The following is a 24999-nucleotide window of genomic DNA, read 5'->3' as shown; positions in this document are numbered from 1 at the left end:
TGTTCAGACGGTAGCTAAGGGAGCCGCAGAACTGGCGGAGGCCAGCTCCAGTAAACCTGCAAAAGTAACCTGTTCATTTCTGAGTTCGCCGACCACCTGACCCCGGTTAAACACCAGGGCGCGGTTGCAGATGTGAGCGATTTCCTCAAGGTCATTGGAAATCACCAGTATCGCCACGCCATCGGCGAGGGCTTTATTGAGCAGGTGATAGATTTCTTCCCGTGCGCCGACATCCACACCTGCGGTGGGATCTTCGAGGATCAGCAGCGGTGCGTTGAGATGCATCCAGCGTGCCATCACCACTTTCTGCTGGTTGCCACCAGAAAGGGCGCTGATATCCAGGTTCACATCTTTGGGACGCACATCGAACAGCTGAACTTTCCACCAGCTGGCACCCATCTCCGCGCGGCGGCCATAATGGGAGATCAGCCGGTTACCGCTGGCGCAGGGGTTAATAAACAGGTTTTCACGCACGCTCATCGACATCACCAGGCTTTCGCCGGTGCGATCGCCCGCCACAAATGAAATGCCTGCGGCCATCGCATCACGCGGGGTGCGCGAGTGGCAGGGTTTGTCGCGGAAGATCACCTGACCACGGGTGGACTGCTTCAGTCCAAACAGCATCCGGCCAATCTCCTCCTGCCCGGCACCGCGCAGTCCTGCCAGCGCCAGCATTTCGCCGGGTTGCAGGCTGAAAGAGACCGGACCGACTTCATCGATGCAGATCTGGTCCAGTGTCAGAACAGGGGGTCGCGCCTCGGGCAGAGCAAGACGCTGATTGCTTTCCAGCGCTTCACCCACAATCATTTCGACCAGATCGTGCAGCCGGTAATCTGCCGTTATGCCCTCCGCCACGCGCTTACCGTCCCGCATTACGCAGATACGGTCTGCGATTTCAATGACCTCATCCAGGCGATGCGTCACATAAATCATGCCGACGTTGCGGCTTTTCAGGCGTTCAATCACGCCAAACAGGTGACGTACATCATTGGCGGGCAGCGAGGCGGTTGGCTCATCCAGTACCAGCACTTCCGCGTTCACCGCCACAGCGCGCGCGATAGCCAGCAGGGACTTCTCCGTGCGCGACAGCTCAAAGACGCGCGCATCGGGATCCAGCTGGATACCCACCTCTTCCAGTGCCAGACGCGCACGTTCACGCACCGCACGCCAGTTAACCAGACCAAAACGGCGACTGAATCCCATCACCAGCGCCATATTTTCCGCCACGGTCATCCACTCAATCAGCCCAAGATCCTGATGAATGAACGCGATCGGTTGAGTCGTTGCAGTTTTCAGCGCAGCGGCGGATGCTATGGCGTTGCCCTGAAAAGTAATCTGACCTTCATCGCTGGTGTACACGCCAGCCAGGACTTTGATGAGCGTGGATTTACCTGCGCCGTTTTCTCCCAGAAGTGCCACCACTTCGCCGGGGAAGACGTCCAGACTCACATCGTTAACCGCGGCGTTGCCGCCGAAACGCTTCGTGATGTGGCTGAGTGTGAGAACCGGTTTATCCGGATGAGGTTGCATTCCTGCCTCCCGTAACGCCTGATTTTGTTGGCAGCAAGAGCAGAGATCGCTCATGGCTGATTTCAACATGTGAAATAGCATTCCAAAAAATAGTATTCCTGCCGCAGAGGAAATGCAAAGAAGGCGCCCGGTTATTTATTCAACAGAAACAGCAAGTTAAAATATTGTTTTGAATTTGTGATGGACGGCGCACTTCTGCGATGACGGAACAGGCGTGTCCGGCCACACTAAAAAGCTTAAGATTCCCTGCACGCAGGTCATGAGTTAACATCACGCCTTAGCGCGTTCAGGCAGTGAGCAACGGAGAGGTGAGGTGGATGGCGGGTAAAATGGATAAAGAAAAGGATACAAAGAGCGAAAAGCCATCAGGGACACAGAGCCTGTTTCGTGGTCTGCATTTAATTGAGTTGCTGAGTAATTATCCTAACGGTTGTCCGCTGGCCCAGCTTGCTGAGCTGTCAGGAATGAACAAAAGCACCGTACATCGGCTATTACAGGGATTACACAGCAGTGGTTACGTGACTCAGGCCCCTTCGCCTGGCAGTTATCGCTTAACCACCAAGTTTATTTCGGTGGGTCAGAAGGCGCTTTCGTCGCTCAATATTATTCACGTTGCCGGGCCACATCTGGAAAAACTGAATCTGGACGTGGGCGAAACCGTGAACTTCTCCAGCCGGGAAGATGACCATGTTGTCCTGATCAACAAGCTGGAACCCACAACGGGCATGATGCGCACCCGAGCCTATATTGGTCAGCATATGCCCCTTTACTGTTCAGCCATGGGCAAAATTTTTCTGGCCTGGGGCAGCGAAGATTACCTGCTCAAATACTGGCAGAGCCATCAGGACACCATTCAGCAACTCACCAGAAACACCATCACCACGCTGCCTGAGATGCAGCAGGAACTCAAAGATATCCTTGTTCAGCGTACCGCGATGGATCGTGAAGAAAACGAACTGGGCGTCACCTGTATCGCGGCGCCGGTGTTCGATATTCAGCAGCGCGTGCCCTATGCCGTGTCGGTCTCATTACCCACAGCAAAGCTGCAACTGATTGGCGCGAAAAACCTGATGGATAAAGTGGTTGCCACCGCCCGGGCCATTTCAGAAGAGCTTGGGAGTACAGTCTGAGATCTTTATGGCATAGAAGGATCCAGCCGCGGCCACCCTGACCGCCGACGCCGCCAGGGCCCGCAGTCCCTCCGTTTACTCGATTACCTAATCCATCACCCTTACCTCCGTTTCCACCATCAGAAATCACTGTCAGAAAATCACTAAAAGAGAGGGAGTCTGCCGTTGAGGCATAACCGTAGCGTGTTAAAACGGTCTGTATCAGATGAATTACTTCAGTAAGGTAAGGCATTGTTTACAGTTGTTGTGACGGATCATTGTTAACACCATTCCACGCCTGTACCTCCGGTTGCGCCGTCTTTACCGTTTTCTCCATGAGGAGAAGTGGCGTTTCCATTCTGACTCTCACAGGCAGACGGCTGGGTAGCGTCCCGCGGGAGTCACTGACTGAATAACGGAGTGAAAAGACTGGAAGCACCGAGAGCGTTATAAAAACCAGAGTGTTGTGCAGCTCAGATACCACAGTTGCTCCTGTGATTAATGGCTGACCTCATGAGGCAACCCCTTTTAGTCAGATTTTACAGGCTGATTACGCACCGCCCGCAATGAGACGATTTTGTGCTTAAAAAGAGAGCGTAAAAGTGTGACTTAGTGTCACTTGATGATAAGGTATGTGCTATTGATTCACATAGCGGAGGACATATGGCATCAACAAGATTACGCCAGCAGGGCGGCGCCGTCGTGCTGACCATCCCGAGTGACATCGCGGCAAGAGCAGGCTGGACGGTCGGCATTGAGCTGAACGTGACCACAGAGGGCGAGTCCGTCAATATTGCCCCGATGGCGCGTATACCGCGGGGTCGTCGTACCCTGGCACAGCTACTGGCCTGTATCGACCAGCAGGAAATTCAGGGTTACAACGAAGAAACTGCTGACGGTCTGGATGATGCGCCGCAGGGCAGGGAGCTTATCTGATGGTTTCAGGTAGAGTGCCGCAGAAAGGAGAAATCTGGCATGTTAATGGCGATCCGGTAGAAGGCCGCGAATTTAAAGGTCCGCATTACTACCTGGTTATCTCTCAGCGCGAACTGGTTCAGGTGCTGGGAACAGCCGTTTGCGTGCCGGTGACGAGCGGCGGCGGTGCGTCCCGCTCACAGGGCGTAACTGTTTACCTGGATGGCAATAGCACGGATACGGGTAAAGTGACTGGCGTGGCGCTGTGTTATCAACTGCGCTCGCTTGACCTGGTGGCACGCAGGGCAAGCTATGCCGCAAAGGTTGAGCCACACATCATGGATGAGATCCTGTCACTGGTGGTCGATCTTATCGATCCGCGTTAGACCGTCACAGCCAGACCAAAGCAACGTCCCTGAATAACTGCACGAAAAAGAATATTGAGAAGGCGGGAAGCGAGTAACTCACGCTCTGCTGAATGCGCCCTGCATCGGCCAGAATATATCGACGTGCAGAGACGCTCAGTCTCATCTGTTCAACGGTTGTTTCACAGCCTATTTCAGCGCATTTCGCGCCGACTTTCTCATGCCTTATCGCAGCGCCTCAGCCTGCGAAATGCCCAAACAGCGCGCCGGTGACGCCCGACAACGCCATAGCCAGGCTGCTCCAGAAGCTGACGCGGACAACGCTGCGCAGCACCGGTGCGCCCCCAGCCCGGGCGGCGACGGCACCCAGAATGATCAGGGCTAGCAGGGCGGCGATGACAATCCCGGCGATGCCCTGTAGCAGCAGCGCCGCCGCAAACGGAATCACCGCGCCGAGCGTAAAACTACCCGCTGAAAAGAGGGCCGCCTGAAGAGGCCGCGCAGTGGAGGTATCGGAGATGCCCAGTTCATCGCGGGTATGGGCATCCAGCGCATCATGTTTCATCAGTGCGGTAGCGACCTCGTGGGCTAACTCCCGACTCAGGCCGCGATGGACATAAATCGACGCGAGTTCATGGGTTTCAGCCTGATAGTTCTCTTCCAGTTCGGCCCGCTCTTCGGCAATAGCCGCGCGTTCCGTATCCGCCTGTGATGAGACGGAGACATACTCTCCGGTTGCCATCGACATGGCCCCCGCGACGACCCCCGCCACTCCGGCCAGTAAAATACTGTGCGATGAGCTGTTGGCGGCGGCCACACCCGTAAGCAGGCTGGCGGTGGAAACAATGCCATCATTGGCACCCAGCACGGCGGCACGCAGCCAGCCAGAACGCGAAATCTTGTGCGATTCTCCGTGTATCAAAAGCCTGTTCCTTTCAGATCGGATAGGGAATGCCGCAGGGCTGGCACTGTGCGAACCTCATCCCGGTCGCTGTTTTCTGTACGTCAACGTCAGGATGAGGATCGTTACTATAGCCGACAGAGGGGCGTTGTCAGCGGTTAATCCAGTTTTTTCAGGTCGCGCTGGATGTCGGCATGTCGGCCGCTGTCCGCAATTTCACGTCCGGGACGCGGTGCGGCTTTGAGCGCCTTGTCCAGATAGCGTCTGGCTACCTCTTTGTTGCCCTGTTCGAGCTGGAAATCACCATAGAAATAGTTGGGATCGATGCCGTCCGGGTTGATCGCCAGGGCTTTCTGCAGCATCGCTTCGGCTTTTTTATTATCGCCAAAACCAACCGGCCAGCCCGGCACCTGGTAGTAAAGCGCCCCGAGGCTGGTATAGGCCGAGCCCTGCAGCGCCTGCGGATTAATCGCCATAGCCTTTTCCAGATCGGCCTTCGCCTGTTTGACCAGACTCAGCGCGCCCAGGCCACCTTTTGCACCTGCCCAGCTACTGTCGATGATCGCGCTCCAGATCAGCAGTTCAGGATCGCTGTCACGCCCCTGAACGCGATGGGCCTGCTGGCTGAGGTCGCTCAGGCAGTTCTGTTTCTGGTTTTCCAGCGTGCGGTACTGGCACACTGACCACGCTTTCTGCAGGGAAGAGAGCGGGGTTTCCGCCGACGCGAGGCCGGGCAGGGCTGTCAGCGACAGCGTTAACAGTGCGAATAGGGGTTTCATTTATTTTATCTCCGCTGAAGCGTCCGACTGTAGAAAACGATTGATAACCGGCAGTTTTTTAAGCAGCGCCCGGTCAACCAGCGCAGGAAAGAGCGCATTGACACGCACAAAGATGCCCTCCATCACGCCAATCCTGGCCCGGCGGCGACCCTGGATCAGCGTGTCCGTAATAAACCGGGCGACCTCTTCCGGCGTGTCGCTCTGGTTACCCAGCGCGGCATTCATGGCGTTCACCGCTGCCGAATTCAGCCCGGTCCGCGTGGCGCGGGGCGCGGCGTACAACACCTTCACGCCGGTTGCCGCAAGCTCGCGGCCCAGCGATTCCGAAAAGCGATGCAGCGCTGCCTTTGAGGCGCAGTAGACGCTGTAGCCCGGATGACCCAGCTCGCCCAGAATCGATCCCACATTCACAATGGTGCCGCCGGTACTGAACTGATGAATCAGCGCGCGCGTAAGGATCAGGGGGATCTCCACATTGACGCGCAGCTGCTCACGAATATCCGCAAAACTCTGCTGTTCCAGCCGCGCAAAACGACTGGTGCCGGCGTTATTAATCAGTACGTCAAGCTGCCGCCCGCCCTCAAAACAGCTGCCGAGGGAGAGGATCTCGTCGTCGCTGTAGTCAAACAGGGCAAACACGGTATGGCGATCGGGGTCCTGCATCCGGTGACGCAGGTTCTCCAGTTCGCTGTGGTTGCGGCCCACCAGCCAGACGCAGGCTCCCGCCGCGGCCAGGCGCAGAGCCAGCGCCTGACCAATCCCGCCGTTGGCGCCGGTCAGCACCACATTTTTATTGCGCAGTTCCATCAGGTACCTCAGCAAGAGCACGGAGCATGTCGCCGTAAAGCGCATAGACGACGTTAGCGGTATGGACGATATCCTGCTGATCGCGCGCATCGGTCACTTTGTCCATCAGGCTGGCAAAGAACTTCAGATGCTCCAGATCCAGCGCACCGTGCGACCGCAGATAAGTTGTCGCCTCTTCCGGTAACTTCAGCGCGTGCTGCAGCGATTCCGCAATCGGCGTAGCGATGTTAACGCTGGTGCCTTCCAGCACATGCACCATCCCGAATATGCACAGCGGGTTAACGCGCTCAATACGGTAATAGAGATAGGCGAGCATCAGCTCAATGGCCCGTTCGGGCGCGCCGTTGCGTACCGCTTCCGCATCGCCCCCGCAGGCACGGATGTCGTTCAGGATCCATTCGTGATGCCCATATTCCTCTTCGATATACTCAGCCAGCGCCGCCCGCAGCCACTCTTTCTCGGCGGGCAGACGGCTGCCTGCGCTCATCAGCAGGGGAACGGTATGGCTGACGTGATAAAAGGCCTGGCTGAGAAAGGCGATATACATGTCACGCGTCACGTTACCCTGGGCGCTCTGTTCGATGACAACGCTGCTTAACATTGCGTTGCGTGCCTGTTCTGTTTGATCCTGTAATTGCTGATAAAAGGCCATTCAGATGTACTCCTCACAGTTCAGTATTTGATGCTTCATCAACGTCCAGATCGCATCGCGACGCGGGCGTCCGTTGGCGGTCAGCAGCTCAGGTGATGAAATGACCGGGGTAAAAATCAGGTGGTGCGGGCGGGCGTAATCCGGCAGGGCGGCGGACAGCGCCATCAGCTGGTCACGGGCGGCAGACTCCATGCCCTCCATCGCATGGATCAGGGCCACGTTGCGCTGCAGCCCTTCGCCGAACATAACGATGCGCCGGACGGCGCTGCAGCTCATTGCCTCTGCCTCAATCCACTCTGGCGAGAAATTGCGGCCAAAGGCGGTGATCTGCACGTTGCGCGCCCGCCCGTTAATGTGAATAAAGCCCGAGGCGTCGCGCTCGGCGAGATCGCCGGTGTTAACCCGCGTGCCGAACGGTGCCTCGCCCAGATAGCCCGCAGCATTACCGGGGCTGGCCACCAGCAAACTGCCGCTGGCGTCGAAGGTGATATCAACACCGGGCAGGGGGCGGCCGGTGCTGCCCGCCTGTGCGTTGTCGGGCAGATTCAGGGTGACGACTGAGCCACACTCAGAAAGGCCATAACCTTCATAAACCGGCAGACCCGCTTCTCTGGCGGCGTGCAGCAGACCGACGGCCACTTTGCCGCCGCCCGCCGCCACAAACTTCAGTGAGGCACTCACTGACGGCATACGGCTGTGCAGGAAGCTCAGCACGCGCAGCAGTTCAGGAACCAGCACCAGGCTCTGCGGCTGCCAGCGCAGCAGCGCCCCGGCGAACACCTCATGGCTGAACTGGCTCGAACCGGTAAAGCCGACCTCGGCGGTGGAGGGGATCACCGTGGTGACGCCCAGCAGCAGCGGCACATAACCGCCACAGATATTCTCCAGCAGCGTGCTCAGAGGCAGAACGACCAGATGACGCGCCAGCGCCAGCGGTTCCATCGCCGTCGCCAGCGCAGAGGCGGTCCACTCGATCCCGAGCTGCCGCAGACAGACCCCTTTTGGCTGGCCGGTGGTGCCGGAGGTGTAGGTGATTTTGACCGTGTCCCGGTGCAGTTCAGGCTGGTGCGTGCAGGGTAAGCGCTGCAACTGGCCAGCGGAAACGGGGACGGATTCACCCTCATCCGAAGACGCCTCATCAAGAATGGCGTCAAGGCCCGCGGAGCTGATGACCCACGAACGCTGCTGCGGCGAGAAAAACGCAGGTATTGGTACGCAGACAATACCCGCTTTTAAACAGGCGAGATCGGCGATGATCCAGCGCGGTCCGTTTTCCAGCGCCAGACCGAGTCGCTGAACGCCCGCCTGCTGCAGCTCAGCAGCCAGAAGAGAAACAGCCTGTTCATATTCGCGCCACGTCCAGCTTCGCGCGGTGCTGACCAGCGCCACGGCATCGGGCTGGCTGTTAGCATGACGATCAAGGGTTTCAATGAGCATGACGAAGGTTCTCCTGCTGCACGTCCCAGGGGGCCGGGGGTAATTCACCAAAAAGATTGAGAAGCAGCGAACTGCCTGCCAGCGCTTTCTGTCCGCCAGCGAGATCGCCCGCCATGACCTGAGGCCGGTGCTGGTAGTAGCGCCCCCATGTGGCTTCTCCGCCTGCCACTCTGGCGTGGTCGGCCATCGAAATGCACACGGGCGACAGATGGAGCCTGGCGAAGATATTGCGGATCTTCTGCGTGCCCGTGAACATGATGTACTGATAGCGATAGGCGTTAAGCAGCAGGCAGACGGCGGCATACATGACGCGGGCAGCCGCCCCATCAACCGCCGCAAAGTTGCCGGCTTCGACGATGCTGTTGCGATGGACGCTGGTGAACCCGTGTTCAGGCAGGCTCGCCTCCGCCGGTTTGTCCAGATACTGCTCAAGAAACATCGGGCCCTGGGACGCTGGCATCACGCCACAGGCGGCCAGCAGATTATCCTCTCCGTCACAGAGCATCAGAATCCACGGCATCAGAACCGTCAGTCGGGCATCAAAATGGTGTGAATAGTGGTCGCGTATAAAATCGGTGGCGATATTGACCTGTGACGCACCTGCGACCCATTTCAGCGAACATTCCGGCGTGATTCTCATTGCGTCACCTTTACTCTGCGGAGCGTAAATCAGCGGTCTGTTTTTTAGTGCGCAGGAACATATGCGCAACGCCCATCAGCCCATGTGCATAAAAGTACGTTTCAATGAAGGTGGTCAGGAATTTATGCCAGTGCAGAAACAGCCCCGAATAGAGCGCCAGCGAGGGCAGCAACCTTTCTGCGGCAAACCATGCGCTGCCTGACGCCGCAACCAGCAGCAGAGCGGCGACGCCCAGTCCCTGCACCGTGGCGGCGATACTGCCGCGGGAGGATTCCGGTAAAGTGAACTGCATCAGCTGACGGAGGTCAGCTTTGATCTGTTTAAAATCGAAGAAGGCCCAGCTGAAGTACCATCTGACGCCTCGCTGAGTAATCATCCAGCTCAGCAGGATCAGGCCCAGGAGCAGCAGCAGTGCACCGGAAAGGGCATGCCACCAGGTCATCAGCGCCGGCCAGCCCGATTCGCTCAGGGCGTCGGCGTCGATAAAGTTTGAATTGATGATCTGCAGTGCGATCAACAGCGCAATGGAAATATGAAGGCCACGAAAAAAAGGGGCGTAATCATGCGGCAGAGATCTGAGTAAAGTCTTAAGCATTTTTTTCACTCCAGGTCAGTATGGAATGAATTATCGCGGCCGGATATTAGGATTACCTTAAGCAAAACAGCCTCATAAATTTTTTTATTCCTGCCTGCCCGGCCAGAAAGAAAAAAGAGTTCCTTCCTCGTTATCCCGTAAAATCATTGGGATAATGACTTAATCAGGCCGCCTGTTCAGGGGCAGGAGAGTGTTGCGATGACGATCTGATGGCGAGGTTGTTTATGGGAATGAGGATTAATCTGCGCTGCCTGAAATAAATCCGCCCATTTCAGCTTTTATCCCGATACTACGTGTCGTGATTATTCCGGCGGAAATGTAATGCCCTTATTTCTCTTTTCCAGAAAAATGAAATAGCGCCTGTGCGTCAGGTTCTCATTACGCAGATCAACGCTCAGACGCAGAGGCGTATTCTGCATCACCGACTGAGCCTGACGCCTCAGCGCCCTCCGTCTGTTCAGGATAACGGCCTGTAACCTGACTCAGCTGGTCCGGCTGATCAGCCCCCCCGATGTCTGGTCTCCCGCTTTTTCTGATCGTTGCCCTGTCGCCTTCCGGCCCCATCCGACAGAACAAAAAGATTTATGTTATATGCGCGTTTAATCACTCTTTTTCCCGCTTCGCCTGCCGATAACGGGATCAGGCACCAGCGAACCTCAGACAGGGATCTGTCGCTGATCACTTTTTTTTCTTATATCGGGATCTTCCATGAAACAGCATAAAAAAATGAAATTAAGCGTCATGCTTAACGCCGCATTTCTGGCCGTTATTCTGATGGGGGTTTTAGTGACCGCTTTTGCCGGATTTAAACTGAATACGGCCAGCGATCAGCAGAAATTAACGCGTGCGCGACTGACCGACCTTCAGACGCTCCAGACACTTAAAGATAACTTAACGCAGCAGACGGCACTTTTATTGTCCATTTCTCCAGAGACGCAGCCGCAGGTGAAAACGCAGTTTTTTGATCTGCAGTCAAACAGCGACAACACGATTGCGCATTTTCGTACGCTGATTAACGGCGCGAAAAGCATCCCCGGCATCAACCTGGCCGAGGTGGATGAGGCCTCCGGAAATTTAAAGAAAATTGAAGATGCCGCGGGGCCGCTGAATCAGGCTGCGCAGAATCTGTTCAGTGCTGATGCGGCCGCTTTCCCGGCCAGGCTGCGTGACGGATTGATCCCGGTGCTGGAGCAATACCGCGTTGCCGTGAATGGCATGGTTGAGTATCAGGCAAGGGTGACGGGCAAGACTGCGGAAACCTCCAGTGAGGCGTTATCAGGCGTTTATATGACTCTCGCGGCCCTGACGACCCTGTTTGTGGTGATGGGCTTTGTCATGAGTGCGCTAATCACGCGCCGGATCAAGTCTCAGCTGGGCGGTGAGCCTTCACATGCCCAGCATCTGGCGGCGGCCATTGCCGCTGGCGATCTGACCACGACCGTCACATTGTGCAAAGGGGACAGCGTCAGCCTGATGGCTTCGCTGGATAGTATGCAGACCAATCTGCGCGACCTGGTGTCACATATCAAAGACGCGTCTGCTTCTGTCGCGATGGCCGCAGATGAGATTTCTCAGGGTAACACTGAACTCTCCTCCCGGACCGAACAGCAGGCTGCCGCGCTGCAGGAGACGGCGGCCAGTATCGAACAGCTGACCGCCACGGTGAAAAGCAACACCGCAACGGCGCAGCAGACGGCGGAGTCGGCTCGCGAAACCGCTGCGCTGGCGCGCTCCGGTGAAAACGATATGCACCGTATGTCAGACACGATGAACGATATTTCAAACAGTGCGACGAAAGTCAGAGATATCACCTCGGTTATCGAGGGTATCGCCTTCCAGACCAACATTCTGGCGCTTAACGCGGCAGTGGAAGCCGCGCGTGCAGGTGAGCAGGGGCGTGGCTTTGCGGTAGTGGCCGGTGAAGTGCGGACGCTGGCGCAGCGAAGTGCGACAGCGGCCAGAGATATCAAAAGTCTGATTGAAGAGGCGGTGGCGCAGGTAGAGAGTGGGGTGGAAGTGGCTAACGGAACCGGTAAAAGCATCCTGCAGATTAACGCGATGGTCGGGAAACTGGCAGATGCGATGGATAACATCTCACTCGCCTCCGCTGAACAGATGCAGGGTATTTCGCAGGTCAGCATTGCGGTGAATGAGATGGATGGGGTGACGCAGAATAATGCCGCGCTGGTAGAGGAGTCCTCGACCGCATCCCAGTCCCTTTCAGCCCAGGCTCACTCTTTACGTGAAACCGTCAACGCTTTCCGTCTTTAAGCCTGATGCGCCTGCTTCATCCTGAAACAGGCGCGTTCAGGAAAGTGCAGAAAACTGTGACAGGTGGCGGGGAGGGCTGAAGCGGGTTAAATTTGCTCTCAGGCGTTAAGCTGCATGTCATTAGCACGCCTGATCTGGCTCACTCAGAAACCGTTCCTTAATCAGGATTGCACGACATCATGTTCAGACAGTTTATGGCGAACGCCAGAGCGTGGGCGCGAAACATCAGGCGGGATGTGCATGCCGTCTGGCTTTCCGGCCGCGATCCCCGAACGCCCTGGTGGGTAAAAGGACTGGCGTTGCTGGTTGCAGGCTATGCCGTCTCGCCCATTGATCTGATCCCCGACTTTATCCCGGTCATCGGCCTGCTCGATGATCTGATCATCGTGCCAGCAGGGATTATGCTGGTGGTCAGTCTTATTCCTGAAGAGGTGATGCGTGAGCATCGGGAAACCGCCGCGCAGGCCACCGGACGTCCTGTCAGTCGCATAACGGCTGGCGTTTTTGTACTTATATGGGTGATTTGCGCCACGCTGCTGGTCAGAGCCTTCCTGTAATTCAGAGACCGGACGGCTCGCGCAGCCTGCGCCGGATATCGCGCGCCGGGATCGCCCTACAATCCGACCAGCGTAATCTGCTTCTTCAGGGTCAATGCCTTATAGAGTGCCTTCGCCAGGCTGCCCTGCTCTACATTTGAGCGCGTGCCGTCTGCATCAGTCCAGAACGATTTAATCCGCAGAATCGTATTGATACTGGTTACGCGCTCCATCTCCAGCACCGCGAGAACCGGATGGCGCTGTTCGCCATGCTCATCTGTCGCGTCTGCTTCGATAACGGCGGCACGCGCGGCCTGGCTGTCGTAGATAATCTGGCAGCGTGAGCCATTCAAAGTAAGGTTATCGATTACCTCATACAGGCATTCAACGGCTTCAGCACTGTAGGAGGCGGGGACAATTAACATAACAGATCCTTCTGATGTAAATGAGTGAACAGCCAGCATAGGCGAACAATTAACACAGGAGAAGTGACTGTTTTTGAAACAGAAAATTAGGCATCTAAGGTTACGATCACGCAGGTTATCGTTACTCTTATTCAGACTGGTACTGCCATTAAGCGAGGCGCGAGCGGGCTATTGTGGCAGGGCGCGGATTTGACTTAAGTCTCAGTCGCTATTTCGCCGCGTGAATCGCGCCAGCAGGAAATGGTTTTAACCCTGCTGCGTTGATCCCCCACCGGAGCATCGGGCCGGTTTCACGCTTAAGACGCGATGAAGTTTAAGAATTATCGCTATTCTTAAACCCCCCTGTTTTCTGAGCGGCCACTGTTTCCTGCTCCCGGGATGTCATATTACTGACTCCGATTCAGCGGGCCGAAAAAGCGATGGCGGCAGGTCAACGGGTACTTTCCGCCAGTGCCGCAAAGCTTTTAAAGCTTTACGCAGGCTGACTGGCAGTAAGCACAGCTGTCAGGGAGCGGCCTGCCGAAGTCACAGGCTGTCACAATCACGGGTAAACTCCTAATAAACATCTAATAATTAACTGGTATAGTGACGGCAAAAAATAGTGTCGGGAGTTTATCAATGCTTAAAAAATACAAAGGCTCGCAAATTCTTTTTCACTGGCTGACGGTACTGTTGATCATTGTGGCGTACGCCACGATTGAGCTGCGCTGGATGGCGGAGAAAGGCACCTGGCAGAGAAATGCGGTGATGATTACGCACTTTTCGGCCGGATTCTGCGTCATGATCCTGATGATTGCCCGCCTCTGGCTGCGCGCCCGAAGCAAAGCACCGCCGATTACGCCGCCCGTCGCGCGCTGGCAGACCGGCCTTTCCCACCTTGTCCATACACTGCTTTATGCGCTTTTTGTGGTTCTGCCCGTCCTGGGGCTGACCTCGCGCTATCTGCGCGGGAAAGAGTGGGCCCTGTTTGGCTTCACTATGCCGGTTGCCACGACGCCCGATCCGGCCACCGCCAGCATGCTGATTGACTGGCACGAAACCCTGGCCCCGATGGGATACTGGCTGATTGGTCTGCATGCGCTGGCGGCCCTGTTCCATCACTATTTCCTCCGGGATGATACACTGCGCAGGATGATGCCCTGATCGGGTATCAGAAAAACCGGGCCAGGTTCAGAGTGGCCCGGTTCCTGCCTGCCGGATACTCCGCGATACAGAGGAAATTCATGATCTGGCTGATAGCCAAATATGCGATAACGGCCTTTATGGTCGTGCTGATTTCAGAGGTGGCAAAGCGCAGCGACCGGCTGGGCGGTCTGATCGCGGCCCTGCCGCTGGTTACGCTGCTGGTGCTGATCTGGATGAAGCTGGAAGGGCAGTCAGCGGAAAAAATCAGTGCGCATGCGTGGTATACCTTCTGGTATGTGGTGCCGACGCTGCCAATGTTCATTCTGTTTCCCTTCATCTATCCCCGCGTGGGTTTCTGGCTGACGCTGCTGATCTCCAGTGCGATTACGGTCACTCTGTTCGTGCTCTGGGCGCTGCTTCTGAAACGCTTTGGCATCGTCCTGATGTGATGTCAGGGCGCTGCGCGATTGAAACCCCTGAGACGGGCGGTATCAGAACCGGCGTGGTGGTGAGTGTTGCTGTCTGCACGCTGTTTCAGGCCGCCCGTGAAGGGCGGCTGTGCGGGTAATCCCGGTCAGCGATGGTGGTCCCGCAGAAAAACCGTCAGCACATCTTTCGGCGGCACACCCCCGCATTCAGCGATCAACCAGCCGACGGCGCCACGATGATAGGTGACGTGAAAAAGGACGTGATCCAGCATTTCACTGACGCGCATTTCTCCGTTGCCGCCGTCGATAAAAGTGAAATTGATGATCCTGGCTGCATCGTCGGGCGTCATCGCCGTCACCCGCTGGATATATCTCTCTGTGCAGGCGGCCATACTGGCTTCCAGCGCCTCAACTGTGGGTGTATCTGGCGTGTTAAGGGCGGTGTAACCGTGCGGCTCGCCTGACATATTGGCTTCGAAGATTCTGTCGACCACATAGATGTGGTTCATCAGCCTTAGCATCTGGTGGCGCTTCCCTGCATACGCTGTGTCACCTATCTCTTTTATGCTTTTCAGCGTCTCTGCATCAATCCAGCGCTTGTACATCAGAAGTGTAACAATTCTGTCTTTGTCCATGATTTTTACCTGATTTTAGCTAAAGTTGAGATCACGCTGATTAAACCACACTGGCTGTTCTATGCCGACAACCTTAACTTCGACGCTCTATTCACGCTTACGCCTGCTGCTCTCCCTTGCCGCTGGCCTGGTTTGCTATTTTTTACTCTCCGATCGGCTCGGACAGATGCAGCGTCTGCTGATCGGCTGGAACGTCTGGGCCTGGCTCTATCTCTGCATTCTCTGGATCCGCATGTTGCGGACGGATGCAGCCGGGATAAAACGCATCGCTCAGCAGCAGGATCAGAGCGCCGCGCTGGTGCTCGGAATGGTTATCGTGGCGTGCGTGGTCAGCATGGTGGCGATTCTCAGTGAGCTTCCGGCGCTCAGGACGCTGACCGGCACGCCGCGCCTGATGCATCTGCTGCTGACCGCACTGACGCTGATTGCCTCCTGGGCCATGCTGCCCACGGCGTTTGCGATGCACTATGCTCATCAGCACTACCTTTACCGCAGCAGCGATCTTACGCCGCTGATCTTCCCTGAGAAAAAGGCAAATCCCGGCTACTGGGATTTCCTCTACTTCTCCTTCACCCTCGCGGTGGCGTCGCAGACGGCAGACGTCGCCACCGGCACGACCGCGATGCGCAGGCTGGCGCTGCTGCAGTCCGTGATCTCGTTTATTTTTAACCTGGCGATTCTGGGGCTGTCGGTGAATGTGGGGGCCGGATTGCTGAATTAGCGACTCGCGCAGAGGGGTCAGGCCGCTCCGTCACGATCTTAGCCGGTCCGCCAAGTTCAGCCATGAACCCCATCCCCGGTCCACTGGCAGGCTATCCTCGTTCTCTTTCTGAACTGACTCCCTAACGAGTCGTGATTATCACATTGTGTAATAAACTGTGATCGGCCTCTTTCACCCGCCCATCACAGCATGTAAGTTTCAGGCTCTTACGCCAGAGATTCCCCTAATCCTCAGAGGAGAAAGAGAGTGAAAGCAACGGCAATGATGACCACCAGTCTGTTAATGATGATGAGCGGTGTACACGCGGAAGGAGTGACCACGGCCGCACAGGATAATACGCTGACCGTGAGATTCGGCCAGCCGACCATCCGGCAGGTACTGCACTACCGCAAAATGTACGAGAAAAAGCCGTTTCCGGACGCTGAGATTTACTACTACGATAACGGCACTTACAAAATCATTTCGCAGGGTGAGGATCACTACGGCGTTTACGTCATGCAGGGCCACTTTGACGACCAGACTTTTACCGTGCGTTTCATCTCTCTGCCCTCGTCTGACTGGGGCAATAAAACCGCCTTTCATCAGTTAACCTTTGTCAAAGGTGATCAGCAGAACGTCTTTATTCAGAACGCGATTGTGGATACCGGCGAAGCCATTGCTCAGCAGAACGGCACCTACACGCAGGAGAAAAACAGCGTCAGTAATCCGGTTTCCACCCGCTGGAAAAAGTGACCATGATCGGGTGGCCGCCCTGAGCCACCCGGCTTACACTTGCAGCCGCGGCCTCAATGATGATCGCCGCCGGATTTGATGAAGAAGATGATTTGTCCCGCCTGAATGCCTTATCTTATGCCCCGGATGGTTCATGGTGCCGCCTCTGTGCGCCGGACACACCTGATCGGCGAACCGCGGCTTCCGGCCCCCGACTTCTCCACTGTTAATTAACACCCTGAGGCGAAATATGGACAGAGGCTTGCCCCTGCTGGATGCGCAGGCGATCGCTTTTTCCGCTGGCGAGCGCCAGCTTCTGCAACCGATCTCTTTACAGTTATACCCGGCCGATAAGATCTTACTGACTGGCCCCTCCGGCAGCGGCAAAAGCACCCTGCTGAAGATCCTGGCTTCACTGATGGCGCCGACCTCCGGACAGATTTTTTTCAGCGGCAGTGACATTACCACGCTGGCGCCGGAGGCCTATCGCCAGCAGGTTTCATACTGTTTTCAGACTCCGCAGCTCTTCGGGCAGACGGTGTATGACAATCTGGCGCTGCCCTGGCAGGTTCGCCATCAGAAGCCCCCGCGCGACACGCTGGTCAGCGCGCTGGAGAGCGTCAACCTGGCCGCCGCGATGCTGGATAAACCGGTTGATCAGCTCTCCGGCGGCGAGAAACAGCGCGTGGGTCTGCTGCGCAATCTGCAGTTTATGCCGCAGGTGCTGCTGCTGGATGAGGTAACCAGCGCGCTGGATGACGAGAACAGACAGGCCGTGCTTGCCCTGATCGACCGCGTTGCCACGGAGCATCAGGTCGCCGTGGTGCGCATCAGTCATGATGTTCAGGATATTGACCAGGCGGCGCAGGTGCTCCGTCTGGCTCCGCAGAAAAAGGAGAATGCGCGTGAATCAGCATGATATCAGTGACACCTCGCTGTTGCTGTCACTGAGTCTGGTCATCATTGCCTTGCTGATCAGTCAGAAAGAAAAGCTCGGCATGAGCAAGGATATTATCTGGAGTGTCTGCCGGGCAATCGTACAGCTGGTGATCGTCGGCTTTGTGCTGAAGTCGATTTTCGATGTGAACAACGACTGGCTGACCGTGCTGATGGTGCTGTTTATCTGCGTCAACGCCGCAATCAACGCCCGCAAACGGGGACGGGATATCGGAAACGCTTTTGGCATCGCGTTTACGGCGATTTTCAGCGGCACGGTGATAACCCTCGCGATTCTGGTACTGAGCGGTGCGATAGCCTTCGTGCCGATGCAGGTTATTCCCATCTCCGGCATGATCGCGGGTAATGCGATGGTCGCCGTCGGGCTCTGCTTCACCAGTCTGCATCAGCGTTTCCGGGATAATCAGCAGAGAATTATGGAGATGCTGAGCCTGGGCGCCCCGGTAAAGCTGGCCTCGAAGCGCATTATCGCGGACACCATCCGCACCGCCATGATCCCGACCGTGGATGCGGCGAAGACGGTCGGGCTGGTCAGCCTGCCGGGGATGATGTCGGGCCTGATTTTTGCGGGTATCGATCCGCTTAAGGCCATCAAATACCAGATCATGGTGACCTTTATGCTGACAGGCACCGCCAGTCTCTCAACCATCATCGCCGTCTGGTTATCTTACCGGCGCTTTTACAACGACAGGGCGCAGCTGAAAATCGCCAATTCCCCGGATCGGTAAGGTCGCGTTATTGGCTTCCCTTATCGCGCCCGGAACAGCCGGGCGCATGTGTACAGAGCACCCGCCGGGGGCTGAGGAAAGCAGGGGCAGGGCCGATCCAGTATGGCCTGTTCGGAAAGCGATCTCCGCAATTGCCCTGCCGATCGTCAGACCGCACGCCGGTGCCAAACGGTTGCTTGTCTGTTCCTGACACGCTGTTACGCATTGCCTTCTATGTTAGGATTTAAACCTTCACGATGAAGGAGAGCAAGATGATAGTCAGAACATGGCACGGATGCGTTCCGGTCAGACATGCTGAAGGATTTGCCGATCACCTGCAGAAGACCGGTGTTGAACATTCAGAAGGGACGCCGGGCAATCTGGGGGCCAGCGTGCGCAGAGAAACGCAGGGCGAATGGGCGCATTTTTTTCTGGCAACCTGGTGGGAAAACATCGACGCGGTGAAAGCCTTTGCCGGTGAACAGTATCATGTGGCCGTTACCTATCCCGATGATGAGCAGTTTGAGCTGCTATCCGACCCGTATGTTTTCCAGCATCAGGCAGAGAGCATGACACCGCTGTGAGTGACCGGCAGGCGCAGATCGCGGCGGCGCTTCTGCGCCTGCGGCGGGCTAACGTCTGAAGTCCGCATCTGCGTTCAGATAAAAAAACAGGCTTCCGGACGCGGAACCGGGCCTGAACAGCCCCTGTCTGTGCCCTGTTCTGGGGATTGCCGGGCTGATAGGTGCGGTACGTTATCCTCCTCATGCGGGAGGGGATCATGATTAAAATTACCTGTGTTATTTCGGTAATGCTGAGCCTGGCGCTTTGCTGGGCCGGTACGGCTGAGGCTAAGCGACAGAAGCAGACCGACGATGAGGTTCGTCAGCGCATTATCGATGATGCCATCGCCGCTTATCCTGGCGTCTGCGCGTGCCCGTTCAACACTGCGCGCAACGGCAGCCGCTGTGGCGGACGTAGCGCCTGGAGCAGGCAGGGTGGATACGCACTGGTTTGTTTTAATAAAGAGGTGTCAAAGGAAAGCGTGGAGGAATGGCGCAGGAATAATGATGCCTGAACAGTGTTGTCCGGCCATGTCTGGCAGGGAGGTCAGGGTCTGGACAGCAGGGAAGTCTGGATCCCCACGCTCTGCCGGGAGTGATTTTCGCTGATGAGTTGCGCAACGCCTGGCGAAACAGTGACGGACGGCGGCCGGGTAAAGCGCTGATGACCCGGACCGGGCCATCAGCGTACACATTACCGTGTCACGGGGCCGCTTATTTCTGCGCCTGCTGAGCCTGCTGATTTTTCTCTGCTTCTTTCTGTTTTTTCTTCGCCATATGGTGCCCGACTGCACAGCCTGCCGCAGCGCCAGCCACACCATGATGAGCAACATGACCCGCCACGCCGCCCACGGCCGCGCCTTTCAGACACCCTTCGGCATTCGCCTGCATATTCACGGATAAAAACAGACCGGTTGCCATCACAATCACTGATAATTTTTTCATCACTGGATACCCTGGTAGTCATAGTTGCACGTTGAACTCAGCAGAGCATAGCCATCCCCGGCGCGTGATGCTGGCCGGGATACAGGAATCACGACGTTAGTTACCTGTGGTTACGCTTTTCGGTCGCAAAGAGGCAGGAACAGGTCTGTCAGCGCAGAAAACAGAGGGTTATCCCCGGCCGGATTGCCATCAGTCGCTGGCCGCCATTACGCCGGGTCTGGTGGCGGGCAGCCAGAATGAAAAGCGGGTGCCTCCCAGCGCGTTGCTGTTGCAGGAGACGTGCCCGCCCTGCGCCAGCACAATCGCTTTCACTACCGCCAGCCCTAATCCGGTGCCGCCGCTCTGGCGTGACCGTGAATCATCAGTGCGCACAAAGGCATCCCAGACGGTGAGGGCGAACGCCGGGTCGATGCCAGGGCCTTCGTCATCGATATGCACCACAACACCACCGGCATCCTCTTCACAGGCGATCATTATGATGCCTGGCACAGCATAACGGCGGGCATTCTCCAGAAAGGCCAGCAGCACCTGTCTGAAGCGTGAGGCATCACATTCGATGGTTGCCGGACTGATTTTCAGTACTAAGGAGTGATGACTGGTTTTGAAATCCGCCCTGACCAGTTCTGCCAGCGACGCGATCTCACTCTGGATGTTCACCTGCCCATAGTGCATATGCAGATGGCCCGACTGCGCCAGACTCAGGGTTCTCAGATCTTCAATCAGGCGCGTCAGGCCCTCAGTCTGATGGATCAGACTGACGAAGAGCTTCTGATCGGGCGCGAAGATACCGTCCGCCAGGCCCTGAAGCCGTCCGCGCAGTATCGTCACCGGCGTGCGTAGTTCATGGGCAATGGCGGCGTTCCAGGTCTGGCTGTTCTGCGACAGATTCTCCAGCGCGGCCGCCATACGGTTGAAGTCTTTGACCAGCGCATCTATCTCGCCAATCTCTATGGCACCTTCGCTGGCGCGCGCACTCAGGTCGCCTTCCGCCACCCGTTTCGCACTGTGCGTCAGGGATTCCAGTGGCACGACCATCTGACGCGCGAAGCGGGCAGAGAAGAAAACGGAGACGGCGATGGTCAGCAGCGTGGAGACCAGCATCGTGAGCCAGTCACTGGTGGTTCCCACATCCAGATCGAGTGGCAACAGCTCACCTGAAAACAGGCCGATAACGGTCGGCGCGAGCGTATAAGTGGCAAAAGAGGTCACGAATGAATAGAGCGTGACCCTGACGATCAGCCAGTTCAGCTGCTGACTGAGGCTCCGACGTTTCATTTACCCTCTCCCAGACGATAACCGAAACCGCGCACGTTCTGCAGCAGCCCGGACACCCCCGCGTCATCGAGTTTCTTGCGTAACTTACTGATATGGCTATCTACCGTTCGCGGCAGGGTATCCCCCTCAGGGAAGCAGGCCTCCAGCAGTTCATCCCGGCTGAAGACCCGGTTAGGCTCGCGGACAAAATGGGTGATCAGCCTGAACTCGGTAGTGGTCAGGCGGGATGCAATGTCGATCCCCTCAGCTTTGATGATGACGCTGTGCTGCCGCACATTGATGGAGAGGGAACGGGAAGATAAAACATCGTCTGAACGGGTCACAGCCTGGGTGCGTCGCAGCACCGCCTGCACCCGCGCGACTACCTCAGCAGGATTAAACGGCTTAACCACGTAATCATCGGCACCAATGCGCAGCGCAGAGAGTTTATCCACATCGTCGTCGTTTGCCGTCAGCATAATAACCGGCGTGTCGCCGCGCCGACGGATCTCCGCCAGAAACTGCCAGCCATCCATCACCGGCATACGAACATCCAGTATGATCAGCTGCGGTGAAGCGGTTGCGCAGTACGCCAGCCCCAGGGCGCCGTTTTCCGCATGGCTGACGGTATAGCCGCCATTCTGCAGGTAGGCAGTCAGAATGGCGGCTATCTCCACATCATCTTCGACGATTAAAATATCGCTATTGTCCATGAGTATCCTGTCTTCGTCAGACCCCCCGGCAGGCGCTGAACGGCCAGCCGGGGGATTACGGAGCTTATTGCTATGCGGAAACTATGCTGTTTTTCCGGTGAACTGCATCAGCAAAGATGCAGCATCATCATATCAGCTTCGGGAAGTTATAAAGCAGGCCCGATAGATCCGGTTACTCTGCGGGCTTTCCTTTTCCTTTCAGTCTGACCGCCAGCGTCATGATCACGACGAAAAACAGCGGGACAAACAGGATGGCCAGCAGCGTGGCACTGATGATCCCGCCAAAAACGCCGGTTCCGATAGCATGCTGGGTTTCACTGGCCGGGCCGGACGCGATAATTAACGGCACCACACCCAGCCCGAACGCCAGCGAGGTCATGATGATCGGACGCAGCCGCATCCGGGCCGCCGTTATCGCCGCATCCCGCAGGCTCCGGCCCTCCTGGTGAAGCTGCCGGGCAAACTCGACGATCAGCACCGCATTTTTGGCCGACAGGCCAATCACCGTAATCAGTCCGACTTTGAAGAACACGTCATCCGGCAATCCGCGCATCATTACGGCGGTGACGGCACCGGCAATCCCCAGCGGAATAACCATCAGCACGGAGAGCGGGATGGCCCAGCTCTCATACAGCGCGGCCAGCACCAGGAAGATCACCAGAATGGAGAGCGCCATCAGCATCGGTGCCTGCGCAGCGGACTGCTGCTCCTGCAACGATTGTCCTGTCCATTCGATTGCGAATCCTGCAGGCAGCTGTCTGGCCAGCGATTCCATCTCTTTCATGGCATCACCGCTTGAGACACCCGGGGCTGCACTGCCGGAGAGTCGCATCGCCGGATAGCCCTGATAGCGGACCTGCTGAAGCGGCGAGGAAGAGGCTGTCGGCGTGATAAAGCTCTTCAGCGCCACCATCCTGTCGTCGCTGTTACGGACGTAAAGATTCAGGATGTCATCCATCTGCATACGATCCTTTGCCTCGGCCTGAATAATCACCTGCTGCATACGGCCTCTGTTGGGATAGTCGTTGACGTAGAGCGATCCCATCGCGGCGGAGAGGGTGTCGCTGATACTGGCAAACGAAACGCCCATGGCACTGGCTTTCTCACGATCGATATTCAGCCGGATACTCCTGCCGGGCGGCAGACCATCTGCATAAACCTGGGTTACTTTATGGCTGCTGGCGGCAAGCTGCAGTAGCTGCTGCTGCGCGGCTTCCAGCGCCGGATAGCCCCGACCGGCCCGATCCTCCAGCCGCAGCGTAAAGCCGGAAGAGGTTCCCAGCTCCTCGATAGCCGGGGGCATCATCGTCATGATGGTTCCCTCGGGACTATCACGCATCGCCTCTTCGGCGAATCTGGCTTCGCGCAGCGTTGAGCTGTCACCGCGATCTTTTGCCTCTTTCAGGACGGTAAAGGTCAGTGCGGTGTTTGCGCCGGCACCCGAAAAGCCAAATCCCAGAATGGACTGATTGGTGGCGATAGCCGGGCGCGCACCCATCGCCTCTTCATATTTTTTTACGACCGCCAGCGTCCGCTGCTGCGTCGCCTCGGCCGGTAGCTGAAACGCTGTCATAAAGTAGCCCTGATCCTCCTCGGGCAAAAATGCGGAAGAGAGCTGACTGAAAGCGATCGCCGTTCCGGCGCACAGCGCGATATAGACCAGCAGCATGCGGCCTGAGCGTCTGAGGATCGTGGCTGTCCAGCCTGAATAGCGCTGGGTCAGTCGCGCTAACGCCCGGTTAAATCCGCCAAAAAAACCGCCGCTGGCGTGATCGTCGGGCATTCGCAGCAGCGTGGCGCAGAGTGCCGGGGTCAGCGACAGCGCCAGCAGCGCGGAAAAAAGAATCGCGGTGGCGATGGAGAGCGCAAACTGACGATAGATGATGCCGACGGAGCCGCTGGCGAACCCGATCGGGATGAAAACGGCGGTGAGCACCAGGGTAATGCCGATGATGGCGCCGGTGATCTCCCGCATTGCCCGTGAGGTCGCCTCACGCGGGCCGAGATTTTCCTCGCGCATCAGCCGTTCGACGTTCTCCACCACCACAATGGCGTCATCAACAATGATGCCGATGGCCAGCACCAGACCAAACATGGTCAGCACATTGACGGAGAAGCCAGCGAGCAGCATGACGGATAGCGTGCCCAGTAACGCAATCGGCGCGACAATGGCCGGAATGAAGGTATACCTGATGTTCTGCAAAAACAGATACATCACCACGAAAACCAGCACCATCGCTTCGAGAAGGGTGTGGATGACCTTCCCGATTGAGAGCTTTACGAACGGTGCTGTATTGAAAGGGATGGCATACCGGATATCTTCAGGCATTGACAGACTCAGCGCCTGCATTCGTGCAGACAGGGCTTCTGCCGTTTTCACGGCATTGGCACCGGGCGCGAGCATAATGGCCGCACCGGTAGAGTGCTGTCCGTTTTCACGCATCATCATGCTATAGGTCTGCGATCCATATTCCACTCTGGCGACATCAGAGAGTTTGACGCTGGCACCATCTTTGTGCGCACGCAGGACAATATTGCCAAAGGCTGCCGGGGTGGTCAGCTGACCCTCTACCGTCAGGGGCAGAGTGACCATCTGACCCGGCAGCGCCGGTTCGTCGCCGATGCGTCCCGGCGCTATTTGCGCATTCTGCTGTGTGATGGCGGCAGCGATGTCATTCATCGTCAGGTTAAATGAGAGCAGCTTCACCGGATCGACCCAGACGCGCAGGGCGCTTTCTGCGCCAAAGAGCTGAACACGGCCCACGCCTGGCAGCCTGCGCAGTTCTTCAACCACGTTTCTGGCCATGTAGTCACTTAACGCTTCACTGTCCGTTTTGCCGGTTTTTGAGGTGAGGCTGATGATCATCAGAAAACCGGTATCGGCGGATTCAACCTGCAGACCGTTCTGCCGCACGGCCTGCGGCAGGCGGGATTCCACCGTTTTAATGCGGTTCTGGACATCGACCTGCGCCAGTTCGGCATTCGTTCCGGGTTTAAAGGTAACGGTAATCGTTGCCTGACCTGAGGTGTCTGTCGATGATTCAAAGTAGAGCAGGTTCTTAACGCCAGAGAGTTCGCGTTCGATCAGACTGACGACCGAATCGTTCATCGTCTGTGGCGAGGCCCCGGCCCAGGTGGCGGTGAGAGTGACATTGACAGGAGCCACCGAGGGATAACGGGCCACCGGAAGCCGCGTCAGAGACAGAACGCCGAACAGGACAATAAACAGCGCGACCACCCAGGCAAAAACCGGACGTCTGATAAAAAACTGAGCCATA

At 56.9% G+C, this 24999-nt stretch carries 27 protein-coding genes; 13 read left to right on the top strand and 14 right to left on the bottom strand.

What is annotated here, in order from left to right; translation table 11 throughout:
- Positions 1-3 precede the first annotated feature (3 nt).
- Positions 4-1530 carry a sugar ABC transporter ATP-binding protein gene (locus ACR6AS_RS16735; protein ID WP_111140176.1) on the bottom strand — a complete coding sequence of 509 codons (1527 nt, stop codon included), beginning with the start codon at positions 1528-1530 and terminating at the stop codon, positions 4-6.
- A gap of 317 nt (positions 1531-1847) precedes the next feature.
- Between ACR6AS_RS16735 and ACR6AS_RS16730 the strand changes: the two genes are divergently transcribed.
- From ACR6AS_RS16730 to ACR6AS_RS16720, 3 genes are all read left to right on the top strand, one after another.
- Positions 1848-2660: an IclR family transcriptional regulator gene (locus tag ACR6AS_RS16730; protein ID WP_111140175.1), complete on the top strand. Its 813-nt coding sequence runs from the start codon at positions 1848-1850 to the stop codon at positions 2658-2660.
- A 642-nt stretch (positions 2661-3302) separates the two neighbouring features.
- Positions 3303-3575, top strand: coding sequence for an antitoxin (locus tag ACR6AS_RS16725; RefSeq protein WP_111140174.1), 273 nt, complete (start codon positions 3303-3305; stop codon positions 3573-3575).
- The gene (locus ACR6AS_RS16720; protein WP_293772208.1) at positions 3575-3940 is read left to right on the top strand and encodes a type II toxin-antitoxin system PemK/MazF family toxin; all 366 of its coding nucleotides are present in this window, start codon (positions 3575-3577) and stop codon (positions 3938-3940) included. The genes ACR6AS_RS16725 and ACR6AS_RS16720 overlap by 1 nt, the downstream gene beginning before the upstream one ends.
- 217 nt (positions 3941-4157) lie before the next feature.
- On the opposite strand, the gene ACR6AS_RS16715 is transcribed toward ACR6AS_RS16720, so the two are convergent.
- The 7 genes from ACR6AS_RS16715 to ACR6AS_RS16685 all read right to left on the bottom strand — a co-directional run bounded on the left by ACR6AS_RS16715 (position 4158) and on the right by ACR6AS_RS16685 (position 9730).
- On the bottom strand, positions 4158-4838 hold the full coding sequence (locus tag ACR6AS_RS16715) for a VIT1/CCC1 transporter family protein (RefSeq protein ID WP_418798989.1): 681 nt from the start codon (positions 4836-4838) through the stop codon (positions 4158-4160).
- A 140-nt stretch (positions 4839-4978) separates the two neighbouring features.
- A complete protein-coding gene (locus ACR6AS_RS16710; protein ID WP_434163136.1) occupies positions 4979-5599 on the bottom strand; it encodes a tetratricopeptide repeat protein in 621 nt (206 codons plus the stop codon).
- Positions 5600-6406 carry an SDR family oxidoreductase gene (locus ACR6AS_RS16705; RefSeq protein WP_111140170.1) on the bottom strand — a complete coding sequence of 269 codons (807 nt, stop codon included), beginning with the start codon at positions 6404-6406 and terminating at the stop codon, positions 5600-5602.
- A complete protein-coding gene (locus tag ACR6AS_RS16700) occupies positions 6390-7007 on the bottom strand; it encodes an iron-containing redox enzyme family protein (protein ID WP_434163133.1) in 618 nt (205 codons plus the stop codon). The genes ACR6AS_RS16705 and ACR6AS_RS16700 overlap by 17 nt, the downstream gene beginning before the upstream one ends.
- 51 nt (positions 7008-7058) lie before the next feature.
- On the bottom strand, positions 7059-8495 hold the full coding sequence (locus ACR6AS_RS16695; protein ID WP_434163132.1) for an AMP-binding protein: 1437 nt from the start codon (positions 8493-8495) through the stop codon (positions 7059-7061).
- Positions 8485-9135, bottom strand: coding sequence for a thermostable hemolysin (locus tag ACR6AS_RS16690; RefSeq protein ID WP_111140167.1), 651 nt, complete (start codon positions 9133-9135; stop codon positions 8485-8487). The genes ACR6AS_RS16695 and ACR6AS_RS16690 overlap by 11 nt, the downstream gene beginning before the upstream one ends.
- 10 nt (positions 9136-9145) lie before the next feature.
- Positions 9146-9730 (bottom strand): cytochrome b/b6 domain-containing protein, encoded by a 585-nt coding sequence (locus tag ACR6AS_RS16685; protein WP_434163129.1) that lies wholly within the window; start codon positions 9728-9730, stop codon positions 9146-9148.
- A 708-nt stretch (positions 9731-10438) separates the two neighbouring features.
- Here ACR6AS_RS16685 and ACR6AS_RS16680 point away from each other — a divergent pair.
- Positions 10439-12001, top strand: coding sequence for a methyl-accepting chemotaxis protein (locus ACR6AS_RS16680; RefSeq protein ID WP_434163126.1), 1563 nt, complete (start codon positions 10439-10441; stop codon positions 11999-12001).
- Positions 12002-12180: 179 nt separating this feature from the next.
- Positions 12181-12558 carry a YkvA family protein gene (locus ACR6AS_RS16675; protein WP_434163125.1) on the top strand — a complete coding sequence of 126 codons (378 nt, stop codon included), beginning with the start codon at positions 12181-12183 and terminating at the stop codon, positions 12556-12558.
- Positions 12559-12614: 56 nt separating this feature from the next.
- Here the strand turns inward: ACR6AS_RS16675 and ACR6AS_RS16670 are convergent, their stop codons facing one another.
- On the bottom strand, positions 12615-12962 hold the full coding sequence (locus ACR6AS_RS16670; RefSeq protein ID WP_111140163.1) for a hypothetical protein: 348 nt from the start codon (positions 12960-12962) through the stop codon (positions 12615-12617).
- Positions 12963-13580: 618 nt separating this feature from the next.
- On the opposite strand from ACR6AS_RS16670, the gene cybB reads away from it, so the two are divergent.
- Entirely contained in the window at positions 13581-14105 is a 525-nt protein-coding gene (gene cybB / locus ACR6AS_RS16665; protein ID WP_111140162.1) for a cytochrome b561, read from the top strand.
- An 80-nt stretch (positions 14106-14185) separates the two neighbouring features.
- Positions 14186-14536, top strand: coding sequence for a DUF3147 family protein (locus ACR6AS_RS16660; RefSeq protein WP_111140161.1), 351 nt, complete (start codon positions 14186-14188; stop codon positions 14534-14536).
- Between the two features lie 125 nt (positions 14537-14661).
- Here ACR6AS_RS16660 and ACR6AS_RS16655 read toward each other — a convergent pair whose 3' ends face one another.
- Positions 14662-15150, bottom strand: coding sequence for a DinB family protein (locus tag ACR6AS_RS16655; protein WP_434163122.1), 489 nt, complete (start codon positions 15148-15150; stop codon positions 14662-14664).
- 61 nt (positions 15151-15211) lie between these two features.
- On the opposite strand from ACR6AS_RS16655, the gene ACR6AS_RS16650 reads away from it, so the two are divergent.
- From ACR6AS_RS16650 to ACR6AS_RS16625, 6 genes are all read left to right on the top strand, one after another.
- The gene (locus ACR6AS_RS16650; RefSeq protein ID WP_434163120.1) at positions 15212-15871 is read left to right on the top strand and encodes a DUF1345 domain-containing protein; all 660 of its coding nucleotides are present in this window, start codon (positions 15212-15214) and stop codon (positions 15869-15871) included.
- A gap of 246 nt (positions 15872-16117) precedes the next feature.
- A complete protein-coding gene (locus ACR6AS_RS16645; RefSeq protein WP_434163118.1) occupies positions 16118-16603 on the top strand; it encodes a hypothetical protein in 486 nt (161 codons plus the stop codon).
- Positions 16604-16832: 229 nt separating this feature from the next.
- Positions 16833-17501: an iron efflux ABC transporter ATP-binding subunit FetA gene (gene fetA, locus ACR6AS_RS16640; protein ID WP_434163116.1), complete on the top strand. Its 669-nt coding sequence runs from the start codon at positions 16833-16835 to the stop codon at positions 17499-17501.
- On the top strand, positions 17488-18267 hold the full coding sequence (fetB, locus tag ACR6AS_RS16635; RefSeq protein ID WP_434163115.1) for an iron efflux ABC transporter permease subunit FetB: 780 nt from the start codon (positions 17488-17490) through the stop codon (positions 18265-18267). Before fetA ends, fetB begins: the two co-directional genes overlap by 14 nt.
- A 251-nt stretch (positions 18268-18518) precedes the next feature.
- The gene (locus tag ACR6AS_RS16630) at positions 18519-18830 is read left to right on the top strand and encodes a hypothetical protein (protein ID WP_434163112.1); all 312 of its coding nucleotides are present in this window, start codon (positions 18519-18521) and stop codon (positions 18828-18830) included.
- 197 nt (positions 18831-19027) lie between these two features.
- On the top strand, positions 19028-19324 hold the full coding sequence (locus ACR6AS_RS16625) for a hypothetical protein (protein WP_418798639.1): 297 nt from the start codon (positions 19028-19030) through the stop codon (positions 19322-19324).
- A gap of 199 nt (positions 19325-19523) precedes the next feature.
- Here the strand turns inward: ACR6AS_RS16625 and ACR6AS_RS16620 are convergent, their stop codons facing one another.
- The 4 genes from ACR6AS_RS16620 to ACR6AS_RS16605 form a co-directional block, all read right to left on the bottom strand.
- Complete coding sequence (locus ACR6AS_RS16620) at positions 19524-19754, bottom strand: hypothetical protein (protein ID WP_111138365.1); 231 nt, start codon at positions 19752-19754, stop codon at positions 19524-19526.
- Positions 19755-19943: 189 nt separating this feature from the next.
- Positions 19944-21029, bottom strand: coding sequence for an ATP-binding protein (locus ACR6AS_RS16615; protein ID WP_434163109.1), 1086 nt, complete (start codon positions 21027-21029; stop codon positions 19944-19946).
- Positions 21026-21721, bottom strand: coding sequence for a response regulator (locus ACR6AS_RS16610; protein WP_434163107.1), 696 nt, complete (start codon positions 21719-21721; stop codon positions 21026-21028). Before ACR6AS_RS16610 ends, ACR6AS_RS16615 begins: the two co-directional genes overlap by 4 nt.
- A 172-nt stretch (positions 21722-21893) precedes the next feature.
- Complete coding sequence (locus ACR6AS_RS16605; protein ID WP_434163105.1) at positions 21894-24998, bottom strand: multidrug efflux RND transporter permease subunit; 3105 nt, start codon at positions 24996-24998, stop codon at positions 21894-21896.
- Between the last annotated feature and the right edge of the window lies 1 nt (position 24999).

It is taken from the genome of Pantoea phosphatilytica (assembly GCF_051025615.1).
In the GTDB taxonomy this organism is placed as follows: Bacteria; Pseudomonadota; Gammaproteobacteria; order Enterobacterales; family Enterobacteriaceae; genus Pantoea.
This window is presented reverse-complemented; position numbering and strand designations above follow the sequence as displayed.

Coding starts and splice junctions, on each gene's coding strand:
- ACR6AS_RS16735 (WP_111140176.1), bottom strand. CDS start 1,530: ATGCAACCTCATCCGGATAAACCGGTTCTCACACTCAGCCACATCACG.
- ACR6AS_RS16730 (WP_111140175.1), top strand. CDS start 1,848: ATGGCGGGTAAAATGGATAAAGAAAAGGATACAAAGAGCGAAAAGCCA.
- ACR6AS_RS16725 (WP_111140174.1), top strand. CDS start 3,303: ATGGCATCAACAAGATTACGCCAGCAGGGCGGCGCCGTCGTGCTGACC.
- ACR6AS_RS16720 (WP_293772208.1), top strand. CDS start 3,575: ATGGTTTCAGGTAGAGTGCCGCAGAAAGGAGAAATCTGGCATGTTAAT.
- ACR6AS_RS16710 (WP_434163136.1), bottom strand. CDS start 5,599: ATGAAACCCCTATTCGCACTGTTAACGCTGTCGCTGACAGCCCTGCCC.
- ACR6AS_RS16705 (WP_111140170.1), bottom strand. CDS start 6,406: ATGGAACTGCGCAATAAAAATGTGGTGCTGACCGGCGCCAACGGCGGG.
- ACR6AS_RS16700 (WP_434163133.1), bottom strand. CDS start 7,007: ATGTTAAGCAGCGTTGTCATCGAACAGAGCGCCCAGGGTAACGTGACG.
- ACR6AS_RS16695 (WP_434163132.1), bottom strand. CDS start 8,495: ATGCTCATTGAAACCCTTGATCGTCATGCTAACAGCCAGCCCGATGCC.
- ACR6AS_RS16690 (WP_111140167.1), bottom strand. CDS start 9,135: ATGAGAATCACGCCGGAATGTTCGCTGAAATGGGTCGCAGGTGCGTCA.
- ACR6AS_RS16685 (WP_434163129.1), bottom strand. CDS start 9,730: ATGCTTAAGACTTTACTCAGATCTCTGCCGCATGATTACGCCCCTTTT.
- ACR6AS_RS16680 (WP_434163126.1), top strand. CDS start 10,439: ATGAAACAGCATAAAAAAATGAAATTAAGCGTCATGCTTAACGCCGCA.
- ACR6AS_RS16675 (WP_434163125.1), top strand. CDS start 12,181: ATGTTCAGACAGTTTATGGCGAACGCCAGAGCGTGGGCGCGAAACATC.
- ACR6AS_RS16670 (WP_111140163.1), bottom strand. CDS start 12,962: ATGTTAATTGTCCCCGCCTCCTACAGTGCTGAAGCCGTTGAATGCCTG.
- cybB (WP_111140162.1), top strand. CDS start 13,581: ATGCTTAAAAAATACAAAGGCTCGCAAATTCTTTTTCACTGGCTGACG.
- ACR6AS_RS16660 (WP_111140161.1), top strand. CDS start 14,186: ATGATCTGGCTGATAGCCAAATATGCGATAACGGCCTTTATGGTCGTG.
- ACR6AS_RS16655 (WP_434163122.1), bottom strand. CDS start 15,150: ATGGACAAAGACAGAATTGTTACACTTCTGATGTACAAGCGCTGGATT.
- ACR6AS_RS16650 (WP_434163120.1), top strand. CDS start 15,212: ATGCCGACAACCTTAACTTCGACGCTCTATTCACGCTTACGCCTGCTG.
- fetA (WP_434163116.1), top strand. CDS start 16,833: ATGGACAGAGGCTTGCCCCTGCTGGATGCGCAGGCGATCGCTTTTTCC.
- ACR6AS_RS16630 (WP_434163112.1), top strand. CDS start 18,519: ATGATAGTCAGAACATGGCACGGATGCGTTCCGGTCAGACATGCTGAA.
- ACR6AS_RS16625 (WP_418798639.1), top strand. CDS start 19,028: ATGATTAAAATTACCTGTGTTATTTCGGTAATGCTGAGCCTGGCGCTT.
- ACR6AS_RS16620 (WP_111138365.1), bottom strand. CDS start 19,754: ATGAAAAAATTATCAGTGATTGTGATGGCAACCGGTCTGTTTTTATCC.
- ACR6AS_RS16615 (WP_434163109.1), bottom strand. CDS start 21,029: ATGAAACGTCGGAGCCTCAGTCAGCAGCTGAACTGGCTGATCGTCAGG.
- ACR6AS_RS16610 (WP_434163107.1), bottom strand. CDS start 21,721: ATGGACAATAGCGATATTTTAATCGTCGAAGATGATGTGGAGATAGCC.
- ACR6AS_RS16605 (WP_434163105.1), bottom strand. CDS start 24,998: ATGGCTCAGTTTTTTATCAGACGTCCGGTTTTTGCCTGGGTGGTCGCG.